This window comes from Bacillus cereus, assembly GCF_002564555.1.
Taxonomy (GTDB): Bacteria; Bacillota; Bacilli; order Bacillales; family Bacillaceae_G; genus Bacillus_A; species Bacillus_A cereus_K.
The window spans coordinates 33,668-53,048 of the sequence record NZ_NUVD01000002.1 but is presented as its reverse complement, the minus strand read 5'-3'; the positions used below and the strand labels follow the sequence as shown (position 1 = coordinate 53,048).

Here is a 19,381-nt window from a genome sequence, read left to right as displayed (position 1 = left end):
CTGGTAGATTTCCTGCGTCAGATCGGTCTAGAACCGAAGAAATAAAAATAGGGTGACCTAGGAGTGGCTGTTGATAAAAGAGGGGGAAATTTCATCTTCTGCAAATATCGATAGTCGGTCTTAAATAAAACACCAAGTTCTTTATTAAGAACTTAGTGGCTATCTAAAAGGCATCAAATAAGGAAACAATTCGTTTTTACCTCATATGGGCTTATCAGCTTTTTGGGAGTTTAAATATTATAAAAATAGGGGGATTATTAAAATGGGTCTTAAGAAAAAACTTGGTATGGGTGTTGCATCTGCAGTTCTTGGTTTATCTTTAATTGGAGGCGGAACGTTTGCATACTTCAGTGATAAAGAAGTATCAGAAAACACATTTGCGGCTGGTACGTTAGATTTGAGCATTGATCCACAAGTTATTATCGATGTTGACAAAATCAAACCAGGTGATCAAATAGAACGCGATTTCCACTTAATCAACAGCGGTACTTTGAAAATTAAGGACGTTCATCTTCTTACTGATTACACTGTAACAGATGCAAAAGGTGATAATGGAAATGCTGATTTTGGTGATCATGTCAAAGTAGAGTTTTTATGGAACATAGACAAAAACACAGTTCCTGTATGGGAAACTACTTTGTCTGAATTGAAACAAGCTACTGCTGATGGCAACTTGCCTGATCTTGTAGAAAAAGGTGTCGTAAACTGGGAAGGAAATGGACTTGCTCCAGGCAAGGATGACACTTTCTATGTGAAATTCATATTTGAAGATAATGGAGAAGATCAAAACGTATTCCAAGGAGATACATTGAAATTGAACTGGACGTTTAATGCGAATCAAACAAAAGGTAAAGAAAAATAAGTTCAAATGTTATTCGTTATATCTATGTAACAACTTAGACGTTAAATAAAAGCGTGAGATAAAGAGAGGTCATCCTTCGAAGGGGACCTCCTTTTATCTTGTAAATTGATGATACATAAGCTGAGTCTAAGCTAGCATTTCCGCTTTTCGACTTTGAACCACATCATCATAATGCATGAGTAAATTACTGAAAATTTCATCCCAGCTTTGTGTAGCGGCATAGGATCGAGCATCTAGGCTTATTTGTTTACGCATTTCTTCATTATTTAACAATTCATAAATAGATGATAAAAATGAGTCTTCATTTTTGGGTTCGCATAGAACTCCAGTTTTTCCATCTGTAATAATATTTTTAACTCCGCCACTATTCGCACCAATGACAGGTGTACCACATGCAAGCGATTCAAGCACAACGTTCCCAAATGTTTCAGTAGTAGATGGAAATATCATTAAATCAGAGGAAGCATAGGCTTCAGCTAAATCTTCACCTTGTAAATATCCAGTAAAAGTTACATTTGTTTTTGGAACATTTTCATGCAGGCTCATCGCGAGAGGGCCATCTCCAGCGATGAGCCAATGAATATCGTCACGTTCTTTGTTCGTTGTTTGAATAAGTGTTTGAAGAGTGTCGATATCTTTTTCAGGAGCAATCCGTCCAACATAGGAAAGGACATACTTTGCTGTAATATTATATTTTTTCCGGAATAGGTCTGTATTGTAAGATGGATGAAAGAGTGTGCAATCTACACCACGTCCCCAAATAGAGAGGGTCTGAAAGCCTTTATTTTTTAATTGATGTAACGTTGCAAAGGAAGGAACAAAATTTTTTTGCATATGGCTATGAAACCATTTTAAATAGTTCCATAGCATATTGGAGAGGAAATCGATTTTGTAATAGCGTAAGTAAGCGTCAAAATCAGTATGATAAGAACCGACAACAGGGATGTTTAACTTTTTTGCATAATACAATCCACAAAGTCCCATGTTGAAAGGCGTGGCAATGTGAATGATATCAGGTTTAAAGGCAAGAAGTTCCCGTTTAATGCGCGGAGTAGGAAAAGAAAAGCGGCATTCTGGATATAATATTGTTAACGGGATACTTCTCATTTTGTTCACATTGGCTACGAAATTATCTCCAGCCGTATGCTGAGGGGCGAAAACAGAATAGGAGATATTTTCTTTTTGAAAATAACGTGTTAACAGTTCTAATGTCTTCGCGACACCGTTGACTTGTGGTGTAAAGGTATCGGTAAATATGGCGACTCTCATCATATCGCTCCTTTATGTGAAAAATGGGATGAATTGATAAAAAGAGATGATGCCAGAGCAAGTGCCGAGGCACATACCGACGAATACATCTGACGGATAGTGAAGTCCTAAATAAATACGAGAAATTCCGACACATAATGCTAACGGTAATAGAAAAATAAGTAAGTTCGGATTATAGCAAATAAATGGAATGAAGACAGAGAAAACAGCTGTTGTATGTCCAGACGGGAAAGAGTGGTCTTTTAATGGATGGATTGGATATTTCGCATCTTGAATTGTTAAATAAGGACGTTTTCGTGGGTACCATCTTTTTAATATTTGCACAGGAACATGGCTAATTGCTAAAGAAATAGCAGCTGCAATTGCAGCTTGGTGCAAAGTCCCTTTTGCGAAAATTAAAAAGAAAAGTGTGAGTGCAATGGAGAAAGTAGCACCACCGATATGGGTAATAGTTCTGAAAAAGATATTTAACGTTTTTTGATCGAAGTATCGGTTAATACCTTTGAAAATGTAACATTCTATTTTATATAATCCACTGACCTTCATGAAAATTTTCCTCCCTCATCTTCATATATATGTAGATATTAGCTTTATTTTAATAAGATTTTGTTGAGGGGGTAATAATGTTTTGTAAAGAAAAAGTTAGTTTTTATAATCAGTGGGGATTCTGTTCATCCCCCACTGATTATTAGCCCTCACTAATCGGGATAAAAAAAGCTGCCAATACTATGGCAGCGGTAAAATTATTTTTGTAACGATTTATAATATTGACCTTTTTCAACGTATTGTGTGCGAATTCGCTCCATGTCTTTACGATCTTCTTCTGTTAATTCACGAATAACTTTCGCTGGGCGACCGAACGCTAGCGTATTTGGTGGGATTTTCTTTCCTTGTGAAACGAGGCTGCCTGCGCCGATAAAGGCTCCTTCGCCAATTTCAGCACCGTCTAATATAATAGATCCCATTCCAATTAAAGCATCTTTTTTAATATGACAGCTATGTAAAATAACTTGATGCCCAACGGTAACGTCGTCTTCTAAAATAAGAGGATACTGAGGGCTTTGGTGGAGTGTGCATTGGTCTTGTACATTTACGCGGTCACCAATTATTGTCGGTGAAACATCACCGCGGATCACGGTATTAAACCAAATGCTTGATTCTTCTCCAATGGAAACATCGCCTGTAATGGTAACGTAGTCAGCGATAAAAGCACTACTCGCAATTTTCGGATTTTTTTCTTTGTAAGGATATATCATGTAAGCCTTCCTTTCCTAGAGACTAGTTTAAGTGTATCAAATTATGAAAAATAGTGAAATGGAGGAGGTCCGTATGTGGAATTATGAAGCAGAGGAAGCGAAAGCTGTAGTCGTGATTGTGCATGGTGCAATGGAGTATCACGGACGTTACGAAGCTGTTGCGGAAATGTGGAATCATATCGGTTACCACGTCGTGATGGGGGACCTTCCGTCACATGGAACGACTTCGAGAAATAGAGGACATATTGATTCATTTGATGAATACATAGGGGAAGTTAAATTATGGGTGAAAGAAGCAAGAAAGTATCGATTACCTATTTTTTTATTCGGTCATAGTATGGGTGGCCTTATCGTCATTCGTATGATGCAAGAAACGAAGAGAGAGGATATAGAAGGTATTATTTTAAGTTCACCATGTTTAGGTGTAGTAGCTGGTCCGTCTGCTCCGATTCAAGTTGCATCAAAAATATTAAATATTGTTGCTCCAAAATTGCAATTTGCAACAAATCTTACAGTGGAAATGTCAACTCGTAATCATGAAGTGAGAGATGCGATGGAGAATGATTCATTGTTCTTGCGCAAAGTATCCGTACGTTGGTATAGTGAATTGATTAAGTCTATCGAAATTGCTCATAAGAAAATAGACGATTTTCCAGATGTTCCGCTCTTGCTAATGCAAGCGTGTGAGGATAAACTTGTAGATAAAACACGTGTCCGCACTTGGTTTGATAATGTTAAAATAAGTGATAAGGCATATAAAGAATGGCCGAATTGTTATCATGAGTTATTAAATGAGTATGAGCGTGATGAAATTTTGAATTATATTCAGTCATTTACTGAAATGCATGTCAATAATATAGTAAAAACAAACAAATAAATTATTATTTGTACATTTAATAGAGGAGATGAAGGAAGAAGTGAACGTACCGAGTAATCCCATAACGCTCATGGCGAAAGTATACCGTGATGTGTTTCCGGTTGTACACCATGAGCTAGCGATGTGGAAAGAGCGTGCCTACCATATTCCGAATGATGAGCTTCATAGCCAGGCAATCGCAAGTATTGAGCATAAAACGTTTCATTGCGAGGGCGGTGGCATTTTAGCGCTACTAGCAAATGAACACCGAGAGGAATGTATTCGTTTTATTGTCGCGTATCAAACGATTAGTGATTATTTAGATAATTTATGTGATCGCAGTACATCACTTGATCCGAATGACTTTGCCGCGCTGCATGAATCCATGTTAATGGCATTATCACCTGAAGTGGAAGGTGGCGGCAATTATTATCGTTATCGTGATGATCAAGATGATGGTGGTTATTTAGATGAACTTGTTGAAACATGCCAAGATGTTTTAAAGAAAACGAAGCACTATGACAAAATTGCTCCTGTTCTTCATGAACTTGCTTGTTATTATTGTGATTTGCAAATTCATAAACACGTGAAATTAGAAGAAAGAGAACCGCGCTTAAAAACATGGTTTGAAGCGCATAAAGAAAATTTACCCGAGATGAGTTGGTTTGAGTTTTCAGCATGTGCAGGTTCTACGCTTGGGATTTTCTGCCTTGTGGCATATGCCTTTCATGATGAATTACATGATGAAGATATTGCGAAAATTAGACAAGGATATTTTCCTTACGTACAAGGACTTCACATTTTACTTGATTATTTCATCGATCAAGAAGAAGACCGAATGGGCGGGGATTTGAATTTCTGTAGTTATTATGAAAACGAGCAAGCTATATTAGATCGTATGAAACATTTTGTAGAAGAAGCAGAGAAGAGCATTGGTGATTTACCTCATGCGAAGTTTCATCGTCTCATAAGCCGAGGATTACTCGGTATTTATTTATCAGACCAAAAAGTATCAGCTGAAAAGAATATGCACAAAATGGCACGGCGCATTGTAAAATACGGAGGGCTCACTTCACGATTCTTCTACTGGAACGGGAAGTTGTACCGAAAGAAAATGGCGCAGTGATGAAGAAAACCACTCTTGTTGAGTGGTTTTTTTATTATGATCGTATTTTTGAAAATACGTATATGAGAAGTTCGATTGCGAAAATAACTAAAACAGATAGTCCAAATAAAGGCATGATAGCGCCTAGTATAACCATAATGATGATGAAAGCGAATAAGCTCTTTTTGTCTTTTTGCTTTGGCGGTGCTGCTAATTTTCCTTTCGGCTTCCGTGCTAACCACATTTTTATTCCATAATAAATAAGAAGTAATAAAGATAATGTCGTTAGTAAGCATAATACTTTATTCGGCCATCCGAATAAATGCCCTTCGTGAAGCGGGATACCGTAAGTAAACCATTGTGCAAATAATCCATAATCACGATAGTCCGTTTTTGAAATCAGCTCTCCGCTATATTGATCAAAGTAAGCTGTTATTTCTTCATTTGGTGCTACGTGCATCCCCGTAATACCAGAACCGCTCGATTTTGAAACAGTGAATACGCCTTTCGGATCAGTCGGTAGAGAGATAACATATGGCTTATTTATTTTAATTCCTTTTTGTAATTCATCGACAGAAATTGCTTTTGGTTCATTTGAATTCGATTCAGGAGGAGCTTCCTTTCTTGTTGCCCACGGTAATTCTTTCACCTTCGATTCAGGAGGTGCCATATACAATTTTGGATATCCGATTGATTCATTTGATGATGCGATTTTATAAATTTGGTTACCCATAAATCCTGACCAAGGCAATCCAGATGCGACTAGCAAAACGAGAGGAATTGTAAATATAATACCGATAATAGAATGACGTCGTTTTGCTTTTTCTCGCTTATTGGATGACGGTGTGTTTTTGAATTGGCGTATACTCATATACAACCCAGTTACAATTAAAAAGATGGTCCAGCACGCCGCAAGTTCTACTAAATAATTGACGACAGTACCGCCTACTAAGAGGGAACTATGTAATTCCCGCATAATATTTGCGAATGTTTCATCTGCATTTTGATCTCCAACAATTTGATTATTGCCATCTAAATACACATATTTTTGCTTTCCAGTATATTCATTTGCAATCGTAAGTCTCGTATTATAATCCCCATTAAACTCACTAATTTTCGTTACATTATAATGTGGATATTTTGTCTCCGTTAAGAAAAGCGAATCAGCCATCGAAATAGACTCTGTCTGTGCGCTCTTTCCAAAATATAAATCTTTATAGATGAAATCTTCAACTTCTTCCCGAAATAAATACCCAATTCCGCTCAGTGACAAAGTAATAAGAAGCGGTGTAATAAAAAGCCCAGCATAAAAATGCCAACGCCAAAAAATGTAATGAAGCGAACGATTTTGTTTCATACTTTCTGTTCCCCTAACCTTCCCTATACGAATAAACTACTTATTTAATATAGCGAGATTAAGTGTGGATATTTTGAAAGAATTGTGAAAAATGTTAAAAGTTTTTAGGGAATAAGAAAAAGACGCGCAGTGAGTGCACGTCTTTTTCTTATTATGTTTTGTCGAATAGGCGATATATCGAAAAAATCGTTGATATATTTTATCGCTTCTCAATCGCCACAATAAATGGCGGGTTGTTTTGCTGATTAATGAAGCCGTATCGCAAAACGTGAGCTTGTTTTTGGTCTAGTTCTTCGGCAAATTTAAGTACAGCGTCGCGTTCTACTTGTCCTTCTGGGTGTCCGTGGTAAATGACAAGGACGATGATACCTTCAGGTGCCATTACTTCTAATAGTTGTTCAATCGCCGAGAGTGTTGAGTTCGGTTTTGTGACGATATGTTTGTCTCCGCCAGGAAGGTAACCTAAGTTGAAGATGGCTCCTGTTACTTTTCCCTTTGCGTCTTCAGGTAATACGGAAAGAAGCGTATCGTGACTATCGTGAACTAAAACAGCACGATTGAAAAGGTCTTTTTCTTTTAGGCGGATAGTAGAACTTTCAATTGCTTCTTTTTGAATATCAAATCCAAATACTTTTCCGTTATCTCCAACGATTTCAGCTAGGAAGCAAGTGTCATGTCCATTGCCAAGTGTTGCATCTACAGCGTAATCGCCTTCTTTAACAGCCGTTTGCAGAAGCGAGCGAGCAAACGGTAATACGCGTTCTAATTTCATTTTTGTTTCTCCTCATTTGCATATTTTCCTTGCCAGCTTCCGCGGCGTACAAATTCTGCATCGATGGAATTTAATACTTCCCATTTATTTAAGCTCCACATTGGACCGATCATTAAATCAGGTGGACCGTCACCTGTGATGCGGTGAACAATTACATCTGCTGGAATAATCTCAAGTTGGTCAACAACGAGACTTACGTAATCTTCAAGAGAAAGGAATTCTAATTGTCCTTTCTCATATTGCTTCACCATTGGCGTTCCTTTTAATAAATGAAGTAAATGAATTTTAATTCCTTGTACATCCAGCTTTGCTACTTCACGAGCTGTTTCCATCATCATGTCGTAATCTTCAAGGGGAAGACCGTTAATAATATGAGAGCAAACTCTAATGCCGTGCTTGCGTAATTTATTTACACCTTCAACGTAAGACGGATAATCATGAGCACGATTAATAAGATGTGCAGTACGTTCATGGACAGTTTGTAGTCCGAGTTCCACCCAAAGGTACGTGCGTTTATTTAAGTCCGCTAAATATTCAACAACATCATCCGGTAAGCAATCTGGACGAGTTGCAATAGAAAGACCGACAACGTCTTTTTCTGCTAAAAGCGGTTCGAATTTTTCTTTTAACACTTCAAGTGGAGCATGTGTGTTTGTGTACGCTTGGAAATAAGCGATACATTTTCCGTCTTTCCACTTTGAGCGCATTTTTTCTTTCATTTCATGATATTGCGTTATAACATCATCGCGGCGATCGCCAGCGAAGTCACCAGATCCAGCGGCACTGCAAAATGTACAGCCACCGTAAGCAACTGTACCGTCACGGTTCGGGCAATCGAAGCCAGCATCTAATGAAACTTTAAAGATTTTTTCACCAAATTCATTTCGTAAGTGGTAATTCCATGTATGATAACGTTTATTGTCGTTTGTATATGGAAAAGGGTTTTGAACCTTCATTACTTTCCCTCCTAAGACGAGTCAAAATGAAACAAATAAAATCCATTATAACATACTCATAAGGTTCAGATGGAAGGGACACACTAAAGGGGAATTGAAGCAAGGAGGGACAATTATGGCAGAGCGTCAATCACTTGAATCGTATATTACACAAGCAGAACAAGCGGTGGAATATGCGAAAGAACAATTAGATCTTGGTATGAGACAAGAGCATTATAATACGATGGAATATTCAGATGCACAGTTGCAATTAGAGCAAGCCTATAACGACTTACAAACGATGCAGCAACATGCGAATGATGAGCAACGTGAGCAGTTAAATAGAGCACGTATGGCAATTCGTCAATTGCAACACCAAATGATTATTACGCCGCATTAATAAGGAGTGAATGTCATGGCGAAACGTTCAGATCAAAATAACCCAGAGCAAAAAACGCAAAATGGACATAACGCTGAATTTTCAAATGAACTTGATCCAGTTGTTCAAGTGAAACAGCGTAACAGTAAAAAAGGACAACCTCAAAGATCGAAGCAATCAGAGTAAACCAGGTCGAAATACGACCTGGTTTTATTGTATTACAAAAGTGTAAGGTAAATGTAATGTTAACAAATAGCAGTTCCCCTCCAAAAAGCGCAAAATAGGTAATGGAAAAACAAGCGTAGGAGGATATATATGACGAAACCAGTTGTAGACGTGAAAAACGTTCAAAAAGTGTACGGTAAAAAAGGTGAGAACCAATCACATGCGTTAAAAGGTGTGTCATTCTCGATTCAAGAGGGTGAGTTTGTCGGAATTATGGGACCATCTGGTTCTGGTAAAACGACATTATTAAATGTAATTTCAACGTTAGATAAAGCAACAGGCGGCGTTGTTGAAATTGCGGGTACGGATATTACCAAAATGAAGCAAGGTGAGCTTTCAGATTTTCGTTCACAAAAGTTAGGATTCATCTTCCAAGACTTTAATTTATTAGAAAACTTATCTATTTATGAAAACATTGCACTTCCACTTTCACTTCAAGGTGTTTCATCACGTAACATTGGACCGAAAGTAGAAAAAGTAGCAGATATGTTAGGAATCACAGAAATACTTCAAAAGTATCCATCTGAAGTATCTGGTGGACAAAAGCAACGTTCGGCAGCAGCCCGCGCTTTAGTACATGAGCCAGCAATTATTTTAGGGGACGAGCCAACAGGAGCGCTTGATTCTAAAAATGCAGCGAGTTTACTTGATGCGATGACAAACTTAAATAAAGATCAAGGCGTATCTATTATGATGGTTACACATGATCCGTATAGTGCAAGTTACTGTCAGCGTATTTTATTCATTCAAGATGGTGAGCTATATAAAGAAATTCACCGTGGTGGTACACGTGAAGAGTTTTATAAAGAAATTTTAGATGTGCTTGCAGACTTAGGCACACAAAAAGCGTAAGAAAGGAGGTCTAGGGCATGTTATTCAAACTTTCCATGTCAGGGCTGAAAAGTAAGCTGAAAGATTATATCGTCTTACTTGTCGGTCTTGTCATGTCCATTTCAATTTTTTATATGTTCCAAACATTAGCGTTAAACGAGGCCTTCCTTAAGGAAAATTCTACTATTGGTCAAATTGGATTTGTATTCCAAGCAGGTTCATTTTTACTAGCTATTATAACGTTCTTCTATATTTTGTATGCGAACTCTTTCTTACTATCTCTTCGTCAAAAAGAGTTTGGTATGTATATGATGTTAGGAGCAAAAAAACATAAAGTTACATTACTTATGTTTATTGAAACAATCGTGTTAGGTGCTGCGTCTCTTGCGATTGGTATTATAGTTGGTGTAGGACTTGCAGAAGGTATCGGACAGTTATTGATGAAACAATTGGAGTTTTCTGGTGAAGGCTATAAAGCATTTTATTTACCATCTATGACTGTTACTTGCATCTTCTTCTTTGCACTATTTGTATTATCAGCAATTATGAATAGTATTAAATTATCTCGTATTTCTGTATTACAACTTGTACATGCAGATGCACAAACAGAACGTGTTACGGTAAAAGGGAAAATGACAGGTGTAGTTGCATTCCTTGCGGTTATTTTATTAGGTATTGGCTATGCATCAATGATTTATATGGAAAAACTAAGAGAAATGGGAATCATTATTGCATTAATTACAACAACGTCTGGTACTTACATGCTATTTGGATCACTTCTTCCGGTTATTATTAAAAAGTTAAAAAGTAATAAAAAGCGTAGTGAAAAGGGACTTAATGCTTTTACATTCGCGCAATTAAACTTCCGTATTAATAGCTTAACAAAGGTGCTGGCGACAGTAGCGATGTTAGTTGCTCTTGGAGCCGGTGCAATTTCAGGTGGTATGGCGTTTAAAAATAACGTTATAAAAATGGTTGATGGTTTAGTAATATATGATTCAGTTGTTCATAATCCAACAGCTGAAGAAAAGAAAATTTTAGACGGTATTACATTTAAAGAGAAAAGCGAATATCGTTACAAAGTAGATGATAAATACGTTTACTATGTAAAAGAGGATTTAGAGAAAAATCGTCCTTTAGTAAAAGATATGGCAAATATGAAGTCGATGAAGGATTTAGTGAATACGAAGAAAGCTTCACAGGAACTACCAGTAGGCGCAGTTTTTAGAGAAATGAATGAAAAAGATGCGAACGCTAAAGAACTTCCAGAAGAATGGATGGATGCTTTTAGTACAATCCATCCGTATTATATATACGAAGATCATGCAATTAAAATTGTAGATCAAAAAATGTACGATGGGATAAATGGTAAAGAAGGTATAGCATTTATCGGAAAAACAGATGATTTCTTAACATACACAAAAGAATGGAAAAAACTTGACGAGTTGCAGCTAGATAAATATAAAAATGTAACAGCTGAAAGAGTGAACAGTAAATATCAATCTTATGATATGCTTTACGGCGTTGCGAGTGGAACAGTGTTTATGGGCTTCTTCCTTGGAATTGCTTTCTTAGCAATGATGGCAAGTTGTCTCATGTTTAAAATTCTTTCTGGTGCATCAAAAGATATTACGCGTTATCAAATGCTTCGTAAAATCGGTGTGCGCCGTGAATTATTAACAAAATCTATTTATAAAGAGTTATTCTTAGTATTCCTATTCCCAGCAATTGTGGGTATTGCTCACGTATTAGTTGGTATGAATATTTTCGGATTTATTTTAATTGATCCGTACTTCCGTATTTGGTTACCGATTGTTATCTTCGTAGTCATTTACTTGATTTATTACTTCATCACAGTTCAATTGTATAAAGGAATTGTTCTTCCGAAAGAAGATTAATATGAAAACCGAGCGGAATTGCTCGGTTTTTATTATTTTTAACCATATTTGTATAGCAGTAAGTTTCTACATTGAAAATTATTATGAACATTAGGCACACCGCGTGGAAATAATGGAGAATACATGGAAATCTACTAGCATGATAAGGTAAAATGAACAACATGATGAGAAAATTATCGTTCATAAGATGAGGAGAATCTATGCATGGAAGTTGTAGAGGCGTTAAAAGATATAAGCCAAATTGAGGCTATGAAAAAATATTTGAAAGAGCATTCGCAGCGAGATTATCTTTTATTCGTTATTGGGATTAATACTGGATTGAAGATTACAGAGCTACTTAGCATGAAATTTGAAGACGTATTAAATGAAGATGGAACGGTTAAAGAGTTTTATTCTCTTCCTGTGAAAGACGAAAAGTTTAAACAAGATATTTATTTAAATACAAAAGTAAAAGAAGCACTTATAGAGTATGTACAATCTTGTGATGTGAAAAGAGAAAACTACGTATTTCAATCTAATAAAACGACAAATTCAATTACGCGCCAACAAGCGTATCGTGTGATTCACAGTGCTGCGGAGGCGGTTGGAATTCCTGGGAAGATTGGAACGAATTCAATGAGAAAAACATTTGGATTTCACGCATACAAAAGAGGAATAGCGATTGCATTATTGCAAAAGCATTTTCATCACGCGACACCTTCAGAGACATTGAAGTATTTGGGAATCTCAAAAGATGAAGAATTTAAAACAGAGATTGATGTAGATTTATAAGAGGAACAGTGCGAAAATCGATTTTTGCACTGTTTTTTTAGTGTTAAGTTGCTACTATTGGTCATTTTTAACTTATATAAGTTCGTTTGTTGGTTTTCTATTATCTGAATTTCATCAACTATTAATCAGTTGCCTTCCTATTTAAAAAAGACTACAATTTTACTGTTATATATATGAACGAAAAAAATAGAATAGGAGGGGAAACTATGCCAAGGAAAGTATGGCTATTAGTAGCTGGGATGATCATTAATGTCACGGGTGCTTCTTTTTTATGGCCTTTTAATACAATTTATTTGCATGATCACCTAGGAAAATCTTTATCAGTGGCTGGAATGGTATTAATGATCAACTCGCTTACTGGTGTAATCGGAAACTTGCTCGGCGGTGTTTTATTTGATAAATGGGGCGGATATAAATCAATTTTAGTAGGGATTGTTATTACACTCGTATCGATTTTAGGTCTTGTGTTCTTCCATGGTTGGCCGTTATATGTTGTGTGGCTAGCGTTAATCGGATTTGGTTCTGGAATGGTCTTCCCATCAATGTATGCGATGGTCGGTACGGTTTGGCCAGAGGGCGGCAGACGAGCATTTAATGCAATGTACGTTGGACAAAACGTTGGTATTGCGATCGGAACAGCGTGTGGTGGTTTAGTTGCATCATATCGTTTTGATTTTATTTTCTTAGCGAACTTTATTTTATACTTTGTTTTCTTCTTAATTGCTTTTATTGGGTTCCGTGGTATGGAAGACAAAAAAGAGCCAGGAGTACAAAAAGAAGTCGAAACGAAAAAAGGGTGGACGCTTACACCAGGATTCAAAGCCCTTCTTATTGTGTGTGTAGCATATGCTTTATGCTGGGTTACATACGTACAGTGGCAAGGAGCGATTGCAACATATATGCAGGAATTAAATATTAGCCTTCGTCACTATAGCTTATTATGGACGATAAACGGTGCGATGATTGTTTGTGCGCAGCCATTAGTTAGTATGTTAATTCGCTGGATGAAGCGTTCTTTAAAGCAACAAATTATGATTGGAATCGTCATTTTTGCAGCATCATTCATCGTGTTAAGCCAGGCACAGCAATTTTCGATGTTCCTCGTTGCGATGGTGACATTAACAATTGGTGAGTTATTCGTATGGCCAGCAGTTCCAACCATTGCTAATATACTTGCGCCAAAAGATAAACTTGGGTTTTATCAAGGGGTCGTAAATAGCGCGGCGACTGTAGGCAAGATGTTCGGACCGGTCGTTGGCGGAGCAATTGTTGATTTATACAATATGGAAGTATTGTTCATAGCAATCATGGTAATGCTTGTAGTAGCGCTTATTGCAACGAGTATGTATGATAAACGAGTGAAAATAGAAGAAACAGTTGAAGAAAAAATTGCAGTTTAGTTTGACGGAACATGCAACATGTTTTAGAATATATTTAAATAAATAGTAATAAAATAACCTTTGGAACAAGGGAGTTAGCTCGGCTGTCCTAAGACGAATTCGTTAGTTATTAAGAATAACGATTAACCGAGAAGCCTCCGCTTCAAGTAATCTCTTAATAGATACTAAGTGGTGGGTAGTTCACATTAACTCATATTTGTAATAACAGTGAGAAGGAGTAGTAGTAATAGAAGCTGGTTTAGAGAGTTGACGGTCGGTGCAAGTCAATCCACGTTTCGTTATGAACTCGCCTTTGAGTTGCAGTTGCGAACATTTAGTAGCAATTGCCGTTAATCCACGTTACGGATCTAAGCGAATGTATATAATACATTAATTTAGGGTGGTACCGCGGGAATCTATAACCTCTCGTCCCTTTCTAGGGATGAGAGGTTTTTTGTATTTTAGGCGGTGAAAATAAATAGAATTTCAAGGAGGTTATCTCATGAGCTTTAATCATCAAGAAATTGAGAAGAAGTGGCAAGGGTATTGGGAAGAGAATAAAACATTCCGTACGCCAGATGAGACAGAAAAACCAAAATTTTATGCACTAGATATGTTCCCATATCCATCAGGTGCAGGTTTACACGTAGGGCATCCAGAAGGTTATACAGCGACAGATATTTTATCTCGTATGAAGCGTATGCAAGGATATAACGTTCTTCATCCAATGGGATGGGATGCATTCGGTCTTCCAGCAGAGCAATATGCACTTGATACAGGAAACAGCCCAGCTGAATTTACAGAGCTTAATATTAATACGTTCCGTAATCAAATTAAATCATTAGGTTTCTCTTATGACTGGGATCGTGAAGTAAATACAACAGATCCAAACTACTATAAGTGGACACAATGGATCTTCTTAAAACTATTTGAAAAAGGCTTAGCTTACGTTGATGAAGTACCTGTAAACTGGTGCCCAGCACTTGGTACAGTACTTGCAAATGAAGAAATCATTGACGGTAAGAGTGAGCGCGGTGGACATCCAGTTGAGCGTCGTCCGATGAGACAGTGGATGTTAAAAATTACAGCTTATGGAGATCGTCTATTAGAAGATCTAGATGAACTTGATTGGCCAGAAAGCTTAAAAGATATGCAGCGTAACTGGATCGGTCGTTCTGAAGGTGCAGAAGTACACTTCAACATCGATGGTACAGATGAGAAATTCACAGTTTTCACAACGCGTCCTGATACACTATTCGGAGCAAGCTACTGTGTACTTGCTCCGGAGCATGCACTTGTTGCAGAAATTACAACAGCAGATCAAAAAGAAGCTGTAGAAGCTTACATTAACTCTGTAAAAATGAAGAGTGATTTAGAGCGTACAGAACTTGCGAAAGAGAAAACGGGTGTATTCACTGGTGCTTATGCAGTTAACCCAGTAAATGGTGAGAAATTACCAATCTGGATCGCTGACTATGTTCTTGCAACTTACGGAACAGGTGCTGTAATGGCAGTTCCAGCGCATGATGAGCGTGACTATGAATTCGCATCAACGTTCAATCTTCCAATGAAGGAAGTTGTAACAGGCGGAGATATTACGAAAGAAGCATATACAGGTGATGGTGCTCACGTAAACTCAGCATTCCTTGATGGTTTAAATAAAGAAGAAGCAATTGTGAAAATGATTGAATGGCTTGAAGTAACGAGCGCAGGAAATCAAAAAGTAACGTACCGTCTACGTGACTGGCTATTTAGCCGTCAACGTTACTGGGGTGAGCCAATTCCAGTAATCCATTGGGAAGATGGCACAATGACAGCTGTGAAAGAAGAAGAATTACCATTAGTTCTTCCGAAAACAGAAAACATTCGTCCTTCAGGTACAGGTGAATCACCACTTGCTAACATTGAAGAGTGGGTAAATGTTGTTGATCCTGAGACTGGTAAAAAAGGTCGTCGTGAAACAAACACAATGCCACAATGGGCTGGTAGCTGCTGGTACTACCTACGCTACATCGATCCAAACAATAACGAAGCACTTGTAGATCCTGAAAAAGTAAAACAATGGCTTCCAGTTGATATTTATATTGGCGGAGCAGAGCACGCTGTACTTCACTTACTATATGCTCGTTTCTGGCATAAAGTATTATATGATATCGGTGTAGTTCCAACGAAAGAGCCGTTCCAACAATTATTCAACCAAGGTATGATTCTAGGTGAAAACAACGAGAAAATGAGTAAATCAAAAGGTAACGTTGTAAACCCTGATGATATCGTAGCAAGCCACGGTGCAGATACACTTCGTCTATACGAAATGTTCATGGGACCATTAGATGCTTCAATCGCTTGGTCTGAAAATGGTCTTGACGGAGCTCGTCGTTTCTTAGACCGCGTATGGCGCCTATTCGTTCAAGATAACGGTGAATTAAGTGAGAAAATTACTGATGCACCAAACAAAGAGCTTGAAAAAGCTTACCACCAAACAGTGAAGAAAGTGACAGAAGACTATGCAGAGCTTCGCTTCAACACAGCGATTTCTCAAATGATGGTATTCATCAACGATGCATACAAAGCTGAAACACTTCCGAAAGAATATGTAGAAGGTTTCGTAAAAATGATTGCACCAGTGGCACCTCACATCGGGGAAGAACTATGGAGCAAACTTGGATACAGTGAAACAATCACATATGCAAGCTGGCCAACATTTGATGAGTCTAAACTTGTAGAAGATGAAGTTGAAATCGTTGTTCAAATTATGGGCAAAGTTCGCGCAAAACTAACAATGAGTAAAGACGCATCAAAAGAAGAAATGGAACAACTTGCACTTGAAGCAATTCAAGAACAAATTGAAGGAAAAACGGTTCGTAAAGTAATTGTCGTTCCTGGCAAACTTGTTAACGTTGTTGCAAACTAATGAATGAAAGAAAAGCTCAGAGCGTTTATGCTCTGAGCTTTTTTGTGTAGAAAATAATCTCTGGATCACCTTCATCTAAGTTTTCAATTATTCCGCTGCGTATAAATCCGTTTGCGCTAAACACTTTTTGCATACTTCGATTTGATTCGTTCGTTGAAGAAAAGATTTTTTGAGTAGGAGAATGCTCTAACATATATGAGAGTAATGAGCTTGCATGACCTTGCCTTCTTTTCGTTGGTGAAATAATGATTAATGAGAGGAACGTATAGCCAAAGAAGTTTGTATCGTATGTTAGAAAACCAGAAATGGAATTATCTTCTTGTACAATTATGCATCTTTCTTCCGCGATAGCTTGTTTAATATAATATCGTCTACTATCGCCTCCGATTACAGCGGCATCTATATGTACGATGGAATCTAAATCATTAATTGAAGCTTTTACTACGTTTGTCACTGAGAAGGCCACCTTTCGAAAAGAGAGAATAATCAGTCGATTTATTTTATCCCGCATTAATGGGCAGTAAGACCCCCACCTCAAAATTCAGCGAAAGCAAAGAAGTTAGGTGGGGATCAACTGCCCATAAAAGCCCGATCGGTTCAACTAATAATCAGTGGGGGATGAAGAAAACCCCCACTGATTAAAGTTTCACTTTATCATGAATAAAGAAAGAAGAAAAAGGAGCGGAATTCCAATACAGACAAACACCTATTCTTTTATAGAAAATATGATAAAAAAGGTAGGCTAAATTGAGTAGAAGAGGTGAAGGGAATGAAAGGGATGGACAATAATGCACCACATGGCTTCTTCGGAGGCGAATCGGACAGTTATGCAGAAATGATGTTAATGGGGGGAGCGGGACAACAAGGATACGGTGGCATTCCGAGCTGGATGGGCGGAGCAGCAGGAGGATTTCCGGCATCGGTGGCTGGCATGCAAATGGGAATGCCAACAGTAACAGGAGGGTTTCCAACATCGGTGGCTGGCATGCAAACTGGAATGCCAACAGTAACAGGAGGATTTCCAACATCAGTGGCTGGCATGCAAATGGGAATGCCAACAGTAACAGGAGGATTTCCGACATCAGTGGCTGGTGTACAAACGGGAATCCCGACATTTGTAGGAGGCGTGCAGACAGGATTTCCTGTACCGGGAGTAGGCGTTGTGGCTGGAGGAATAGGTGGGTATCCGCAAGTTGTTCATGGTCACCATCACCACGGGCACCATGGTCACCATCACCACGGGCACCATGGCCATCATCACCACCAAGGTCATCACGGTCATCATCACCACCAAGGTCACCAAGGTCATCACCAACAACAAGTACATTATCAAGGTCACCATCATATTCATCCGCAAGCTGTTCTTTATCAAACTCACCAAGATCATCACGGTCATCATCACCACCAAGGTCACCAAGGTCATCATCATCAACAACAAGTACATCAACAAGGTCACCATCATATTCATCCGCAAGCTGTTCTTTATCAAACTCACCAAGGTCATCACCACCAAGGTCATCACCACCATCAAGGTCAGCACCACCATCAAGGTCAGCACGGCCATCAAGGTCAGTACGGCCACCAAGGTCAGCACGGCCATCAAGGTCAACAGCACCAACAATACCAACAACAGCAACAATCTTCTCCTTGGACAGGTGGAATGGGTGCAGGAGGAGCCGGGGTAGCTGCAGGGGCAGCTAGCATTGGTGGAGCAGCAGGGCACGCGGGACGCGTGGGTCATTAATGAGCTGCAGAAAAAAAGACATAATAAAAAACTGCTAGGTAATCCTAGCAGTTTTTTTCCGCTTCTTGGCGTTGACGTTCAATTTCAGCACGAAGTTGTGGTTCTGGAGCTTGCCAGCCTTCAGGTTTTAGAATTTTACCGTCGCCTTCACGGAAGCGAGGTTTTCCATCAGGGAATAATTTTGCCATGTTAGCGTTGTTTACAATTTCAAATCCTTTATCTGGACGTACGCCCATTTCTGCAAAAGTTCCGAATGCAAAGTAAATAAGGTCAATAAGTGCATCGTATTGATCTTCAACAGTTGTTGCTTCTAGAAATTCTTCTAGCTCTTCTTGCATAAAACTAGCACGAATTTTTGCGCGCTCTTCTGTTAATTTTGTTGGAGTATTTGTTACAGGATGTCCGAATACTTCGTGCATTTTTGCAACAAGTTCGTACCCTTTATCTAAACCTTTTTCGTTTGTCATGTTGTTTCATCCTTTCTCGTTTTCTGCCGAATTTCATTGTAACATAAGGTGATTATGAAATGAAAAGAACATCTTATAGAAATAAGATGTTCGCTCGTTATTCTTCTTTTTTAATTAAAATAGATAAAATAAGGTCGATGCCAAACATACCAACAAGTAGCATTGGTATAACGACAAGTAAATAACGTGTGAAGGAAACATTTTTTAAGTATGTATGAGCAAATAAAAAGACGCCGAGAAATAAAATACCATTTAAAATAGGCTTTATTAATTTTTTAGACATAAGCTCCCCCGTAAATATCCCTTTTCTCTATTTAAAAATAAAAACTCCCCTCTCCGTTGTACCATGCCAGAGAGGGGAGTT

At 38.1% G+C, this 19,381-nt stretch carries 20 protein-coding genes and 1 other annotated feature; of the genes, 11 read left to right on the top strand and 9 right to left on the bottom strand.

Annotated features, from left to right (window positions below; genetic code table 11):
• The first annotated feature begins 262 nt into the window (after positions 1–262).
• Positions 263–862 carry a TasA family protein gene (locus tag COI75_RS00700; protein WP_000523311.1) on the top strand — a complete coding sequence of 200 codons (600 nt, stop codon included), beginning with the start codon at positions 263–265 and terminating at the stop codon, positions 860–862.
• A gap of 126 nt (positions 863–988) precedes the next feature.
• On the opposite strand, the gene COI75_RS00695 is transcribed toward COI75_RS00700, so the two are convergent.
• The 3 genes from COI75_RS00695 to COI75_RS00685 form a co-directional block, all read right to left on the bottom strand.
• The gene (locus COI75_RS00695) at positions 989–2,131 is read right to left on the bottom strand and encodes a glycosyltransferase family 4 protein (protein WP_001261597.1); all 1,143 of its coding nucleotides are present in this window, start codon (positions 2,129–2,131) and stop codon (positions 989–991) included.
• Positions 2,132–2,143: 12 nt separating this feature from the next.
• A complete protein-coding gene (locus COI75_RS00690) occupies positions 2,144–2,677 on the bottom strand; it encodes a phosphatase PAP2 family protein (protein ID WP_000868574.1) in 534 nt (177 codons plus the stop codon).
• 197 nt (positions 2,678–2,874) lie between these two features.
• Positions 2,875–3,387 (bottom strand): gamma carbonic anhydrase, encoded by a 513-nt coding sequence (locus COI75_RS00685; protein ID WP_000640198.1) that lies wholly within the window; start codon positions 3,385–3,387, stop codon positions 2,875–2,877.
• Between the two features lie 73 nt (positions 3,388–3,460).
• On the opposite strand from COI75_RS00685, the gene COI75_RS00680 reads away from it, so the two are divergent.
• The gene (locus COI75_RS00680; protein WP_000267440.1) at positions 3,461–4,264 is read left to right on the top strand and encodes an alpha/beta hydrolase; all 804 of its coding nucleotides are present in this window, start codon (positions 3,461–3,463) and stop codon (positions 4,262–4,264) included.
• A 40-nt stretch (positions 4,265–4,304) separates the two neighbouring features.
• The gene (locus tag COI75_RS00675) at positions 4,305–5,369 is read left to right on the top strand and encodes a tetraprenyl-beta-curcumene synthase family protein (protein ID WP_001102466.1); all 1,065 of its coding nucleotides are present in this window, start codon (positions 4,305–4,307) and stop codon (positions 5,367–5,369) included.
• Positions 5,370–5,403: 34 nt separating this feature from the next.
• Here the strand turns inward: COI75_RS00675 and COI75_RS00670 are convergent, their stop codons facing one another.
• The 3 genes from COI75_RS00670 to COI75_RS00660 form a co-directional block, all read right to left on the bottom strand.
• Entirely contained in the window at positions 5,404–6,705 is a 1,302-nt protein-coding gene (locus tag COI75_RS00670; RefSeq protein ID WP_000812668.1) for a PepSY-associated TM helix domain-containing protein, read from the bottom strand.
• Positions 6,706–6,904: 199 nt separating this feature from the next.
• On the bottom strand, positions 6,905–7,477 hold the full coding sequence (locus COI75_RS00665) for a class I SAM-dependent methyltransferase (protein ID WP_000764467.1): 573 nt from the start codon (positions 7,475–7,477) through the stop codon (positions 6,905–6,907).
• Complete coding sequence (locus tag COI75_RS00660) at positions 7,474–8,433, bottom strand: TIGR01212 family radical SAM protein (protein ID WP_000868028.1); 960 nt, start codon at positions 8,431–8,433, stop codon at positions 7,474–7,476. Before COI75_RS00660 ends, COI75_RS00665 begins: the two co-directional genes overlap by 4 nt.
• Before the next feature lie 115 nt (positions 8,434–8,548).
• On the opposite strand from COI75_RS00660, the gene COI75_RS00655 reads away from it, so the two are divergent.
• The 7 genes from COI75_RS00655 (at position 8,549) to leuS (ending at position 16,806) form a co-directional block, all read left to right on the top strand.
• Positions 8,549–8,812: a YtzC family protein gene (locus COI75_RS00655; RefSeq protein WP_000840865.1), complete on the top strand. Its 264-nt coding sequence runs from the start codon at positions 8,549–8,551 to the stop codon at positions 8,810–8,812.
• 15 nt (positions 8,813–8,827) lie between these two features.
• Positions 8,828–8,977, top strand: a complete 150-nt coding sequence (locus COI75_RS00650) for a hypothetical protein (protein ID WP_001129345.1) — start codon at positions 8,828–8,830, stop codon at positions 8,975–8,977.
• A gap of 129 nt (positions 8,978–9,106) precedes the next feature.
• Entirely contained in the window at positions 9,107–9,868 is a 762-nt protein-coding gene (locus COI75_RS00645) for an ABC transporter ATP-binding protein (RefSeq protein WP_000165850.1), read from the top strand.
• Positions 9,869–9,885: 17 nt separating this feature from the next.
• Positions 9,886–11,745: an FtsX-like permease family protein gene (locus tag COI75_RS00640; RefSeq protein WP_000897756.1), complete on the top strand. Its 1,860-nt coding sequence runs from the start codon at positions 9,886–9,888 to the stop codon at positions 11,743–11,745.
• Between the two features lie 204 nt (positions 11,746–11,949).
• Complete coding sequence (locus tag COI75_RS00635) at positions 11,950–12,516, top strand: tyrosine-type recombinase/integrase (protein WP_000454207.1); 567 nt, start codon at positions 11,950–11,952, stop codon at positions 12,514–12,516.
• A 206-nt stretch (positions 12,517–12,722) separates the two neighbouring features.
• Entirely contained in the window at positions 12,723–13,916 is a 1,194-nt protein-coding gene (locus COI75_RS00630) for an MDR family MFS transporter (protein ID WP_001137533.1), read from the top strand.
• 198 nt (positions 13,917–14,114) lie between these two features.
• Positions 14,115–14,332 (top strand) — a binding site (T-box leader).
• A gap of 65 nt (positions 14,333–14,397) precedes the next feature.
• The gene (gene leuS / locus COI75_RS00625; RefSeq protein ID WP_000009474.1) at positions 14,398–16,806 is read left to right on the top strand and encodes a leucine--tRNA ligase; all 2,409 of its coding nucleotides are present in this window, start codon (positions 14,398–14,400) and stop codon (positions 16,804–16,806) included.
• A 25-nt stretch (positions 16,807–16,831) separates the two neighbouring features.
• Here the strand turns inward: leuS and COI75_RS00620 are convergent, their stop codons facing one another.
• A complete protein-coding gene (locus tag COI75_RS00620) occupies positions 16,832–17,260 on the bottom strand; it encodes a GNAT family N-acetyltransferase (RefSeq protein WP_000186189.1) in 429 nt (142 codons plus the stop codon).
• Positions 17,261–17,575: 315 nt separating this feature from the next.
• On the opposite strand from COI75_RS00620, the gene COI75_RS00610 reads away from it, so the two are divergent.
• Positions 17,576–18,550: a hypothetical protein gene (locus tag COI75_RS00610; RefSeq protein WP_000677546.1), complete on the top strand. Its 975-nt coding sequence runs from the start codon at positions 17,576–17,578 to the stop codon at positions 18,548–18,550.
• A 44-nt stretch (positions 18,551–18,594) separates the two neighbouring features.
• On the opposite strand, the gene COI75_RS00605 is transcribed toward COI75_RS00610, so the two are convergent.
• Both COI75_RS00605 and COI75_RS00600 read right to left on the bottom strand, forming a co-directional pair.
• Positions 18,595–19,017, bottom strand: coding sequence for a hypothetical protein (locus tag COI75_RS00605; protein ID WP_000180554.1), 423 nt, complete (start codon positions 19,015–19,017; stop codon positions 18,595–18,597).
• 97 nt (positions 19,018–19,114) lie between these two features.
• Positions 19,115–19,300, bottom strand: a complete 186-nt coding sequence (locus COI75_RS00600) for a hypothetical protein (RefSeq protein WP_000038464.1) — start codon at positions 19,298–19,300, stop codon at positions 19,115–19,117.
• Positions 19,301–19,381: the final 81 nt, after the last annotated feature.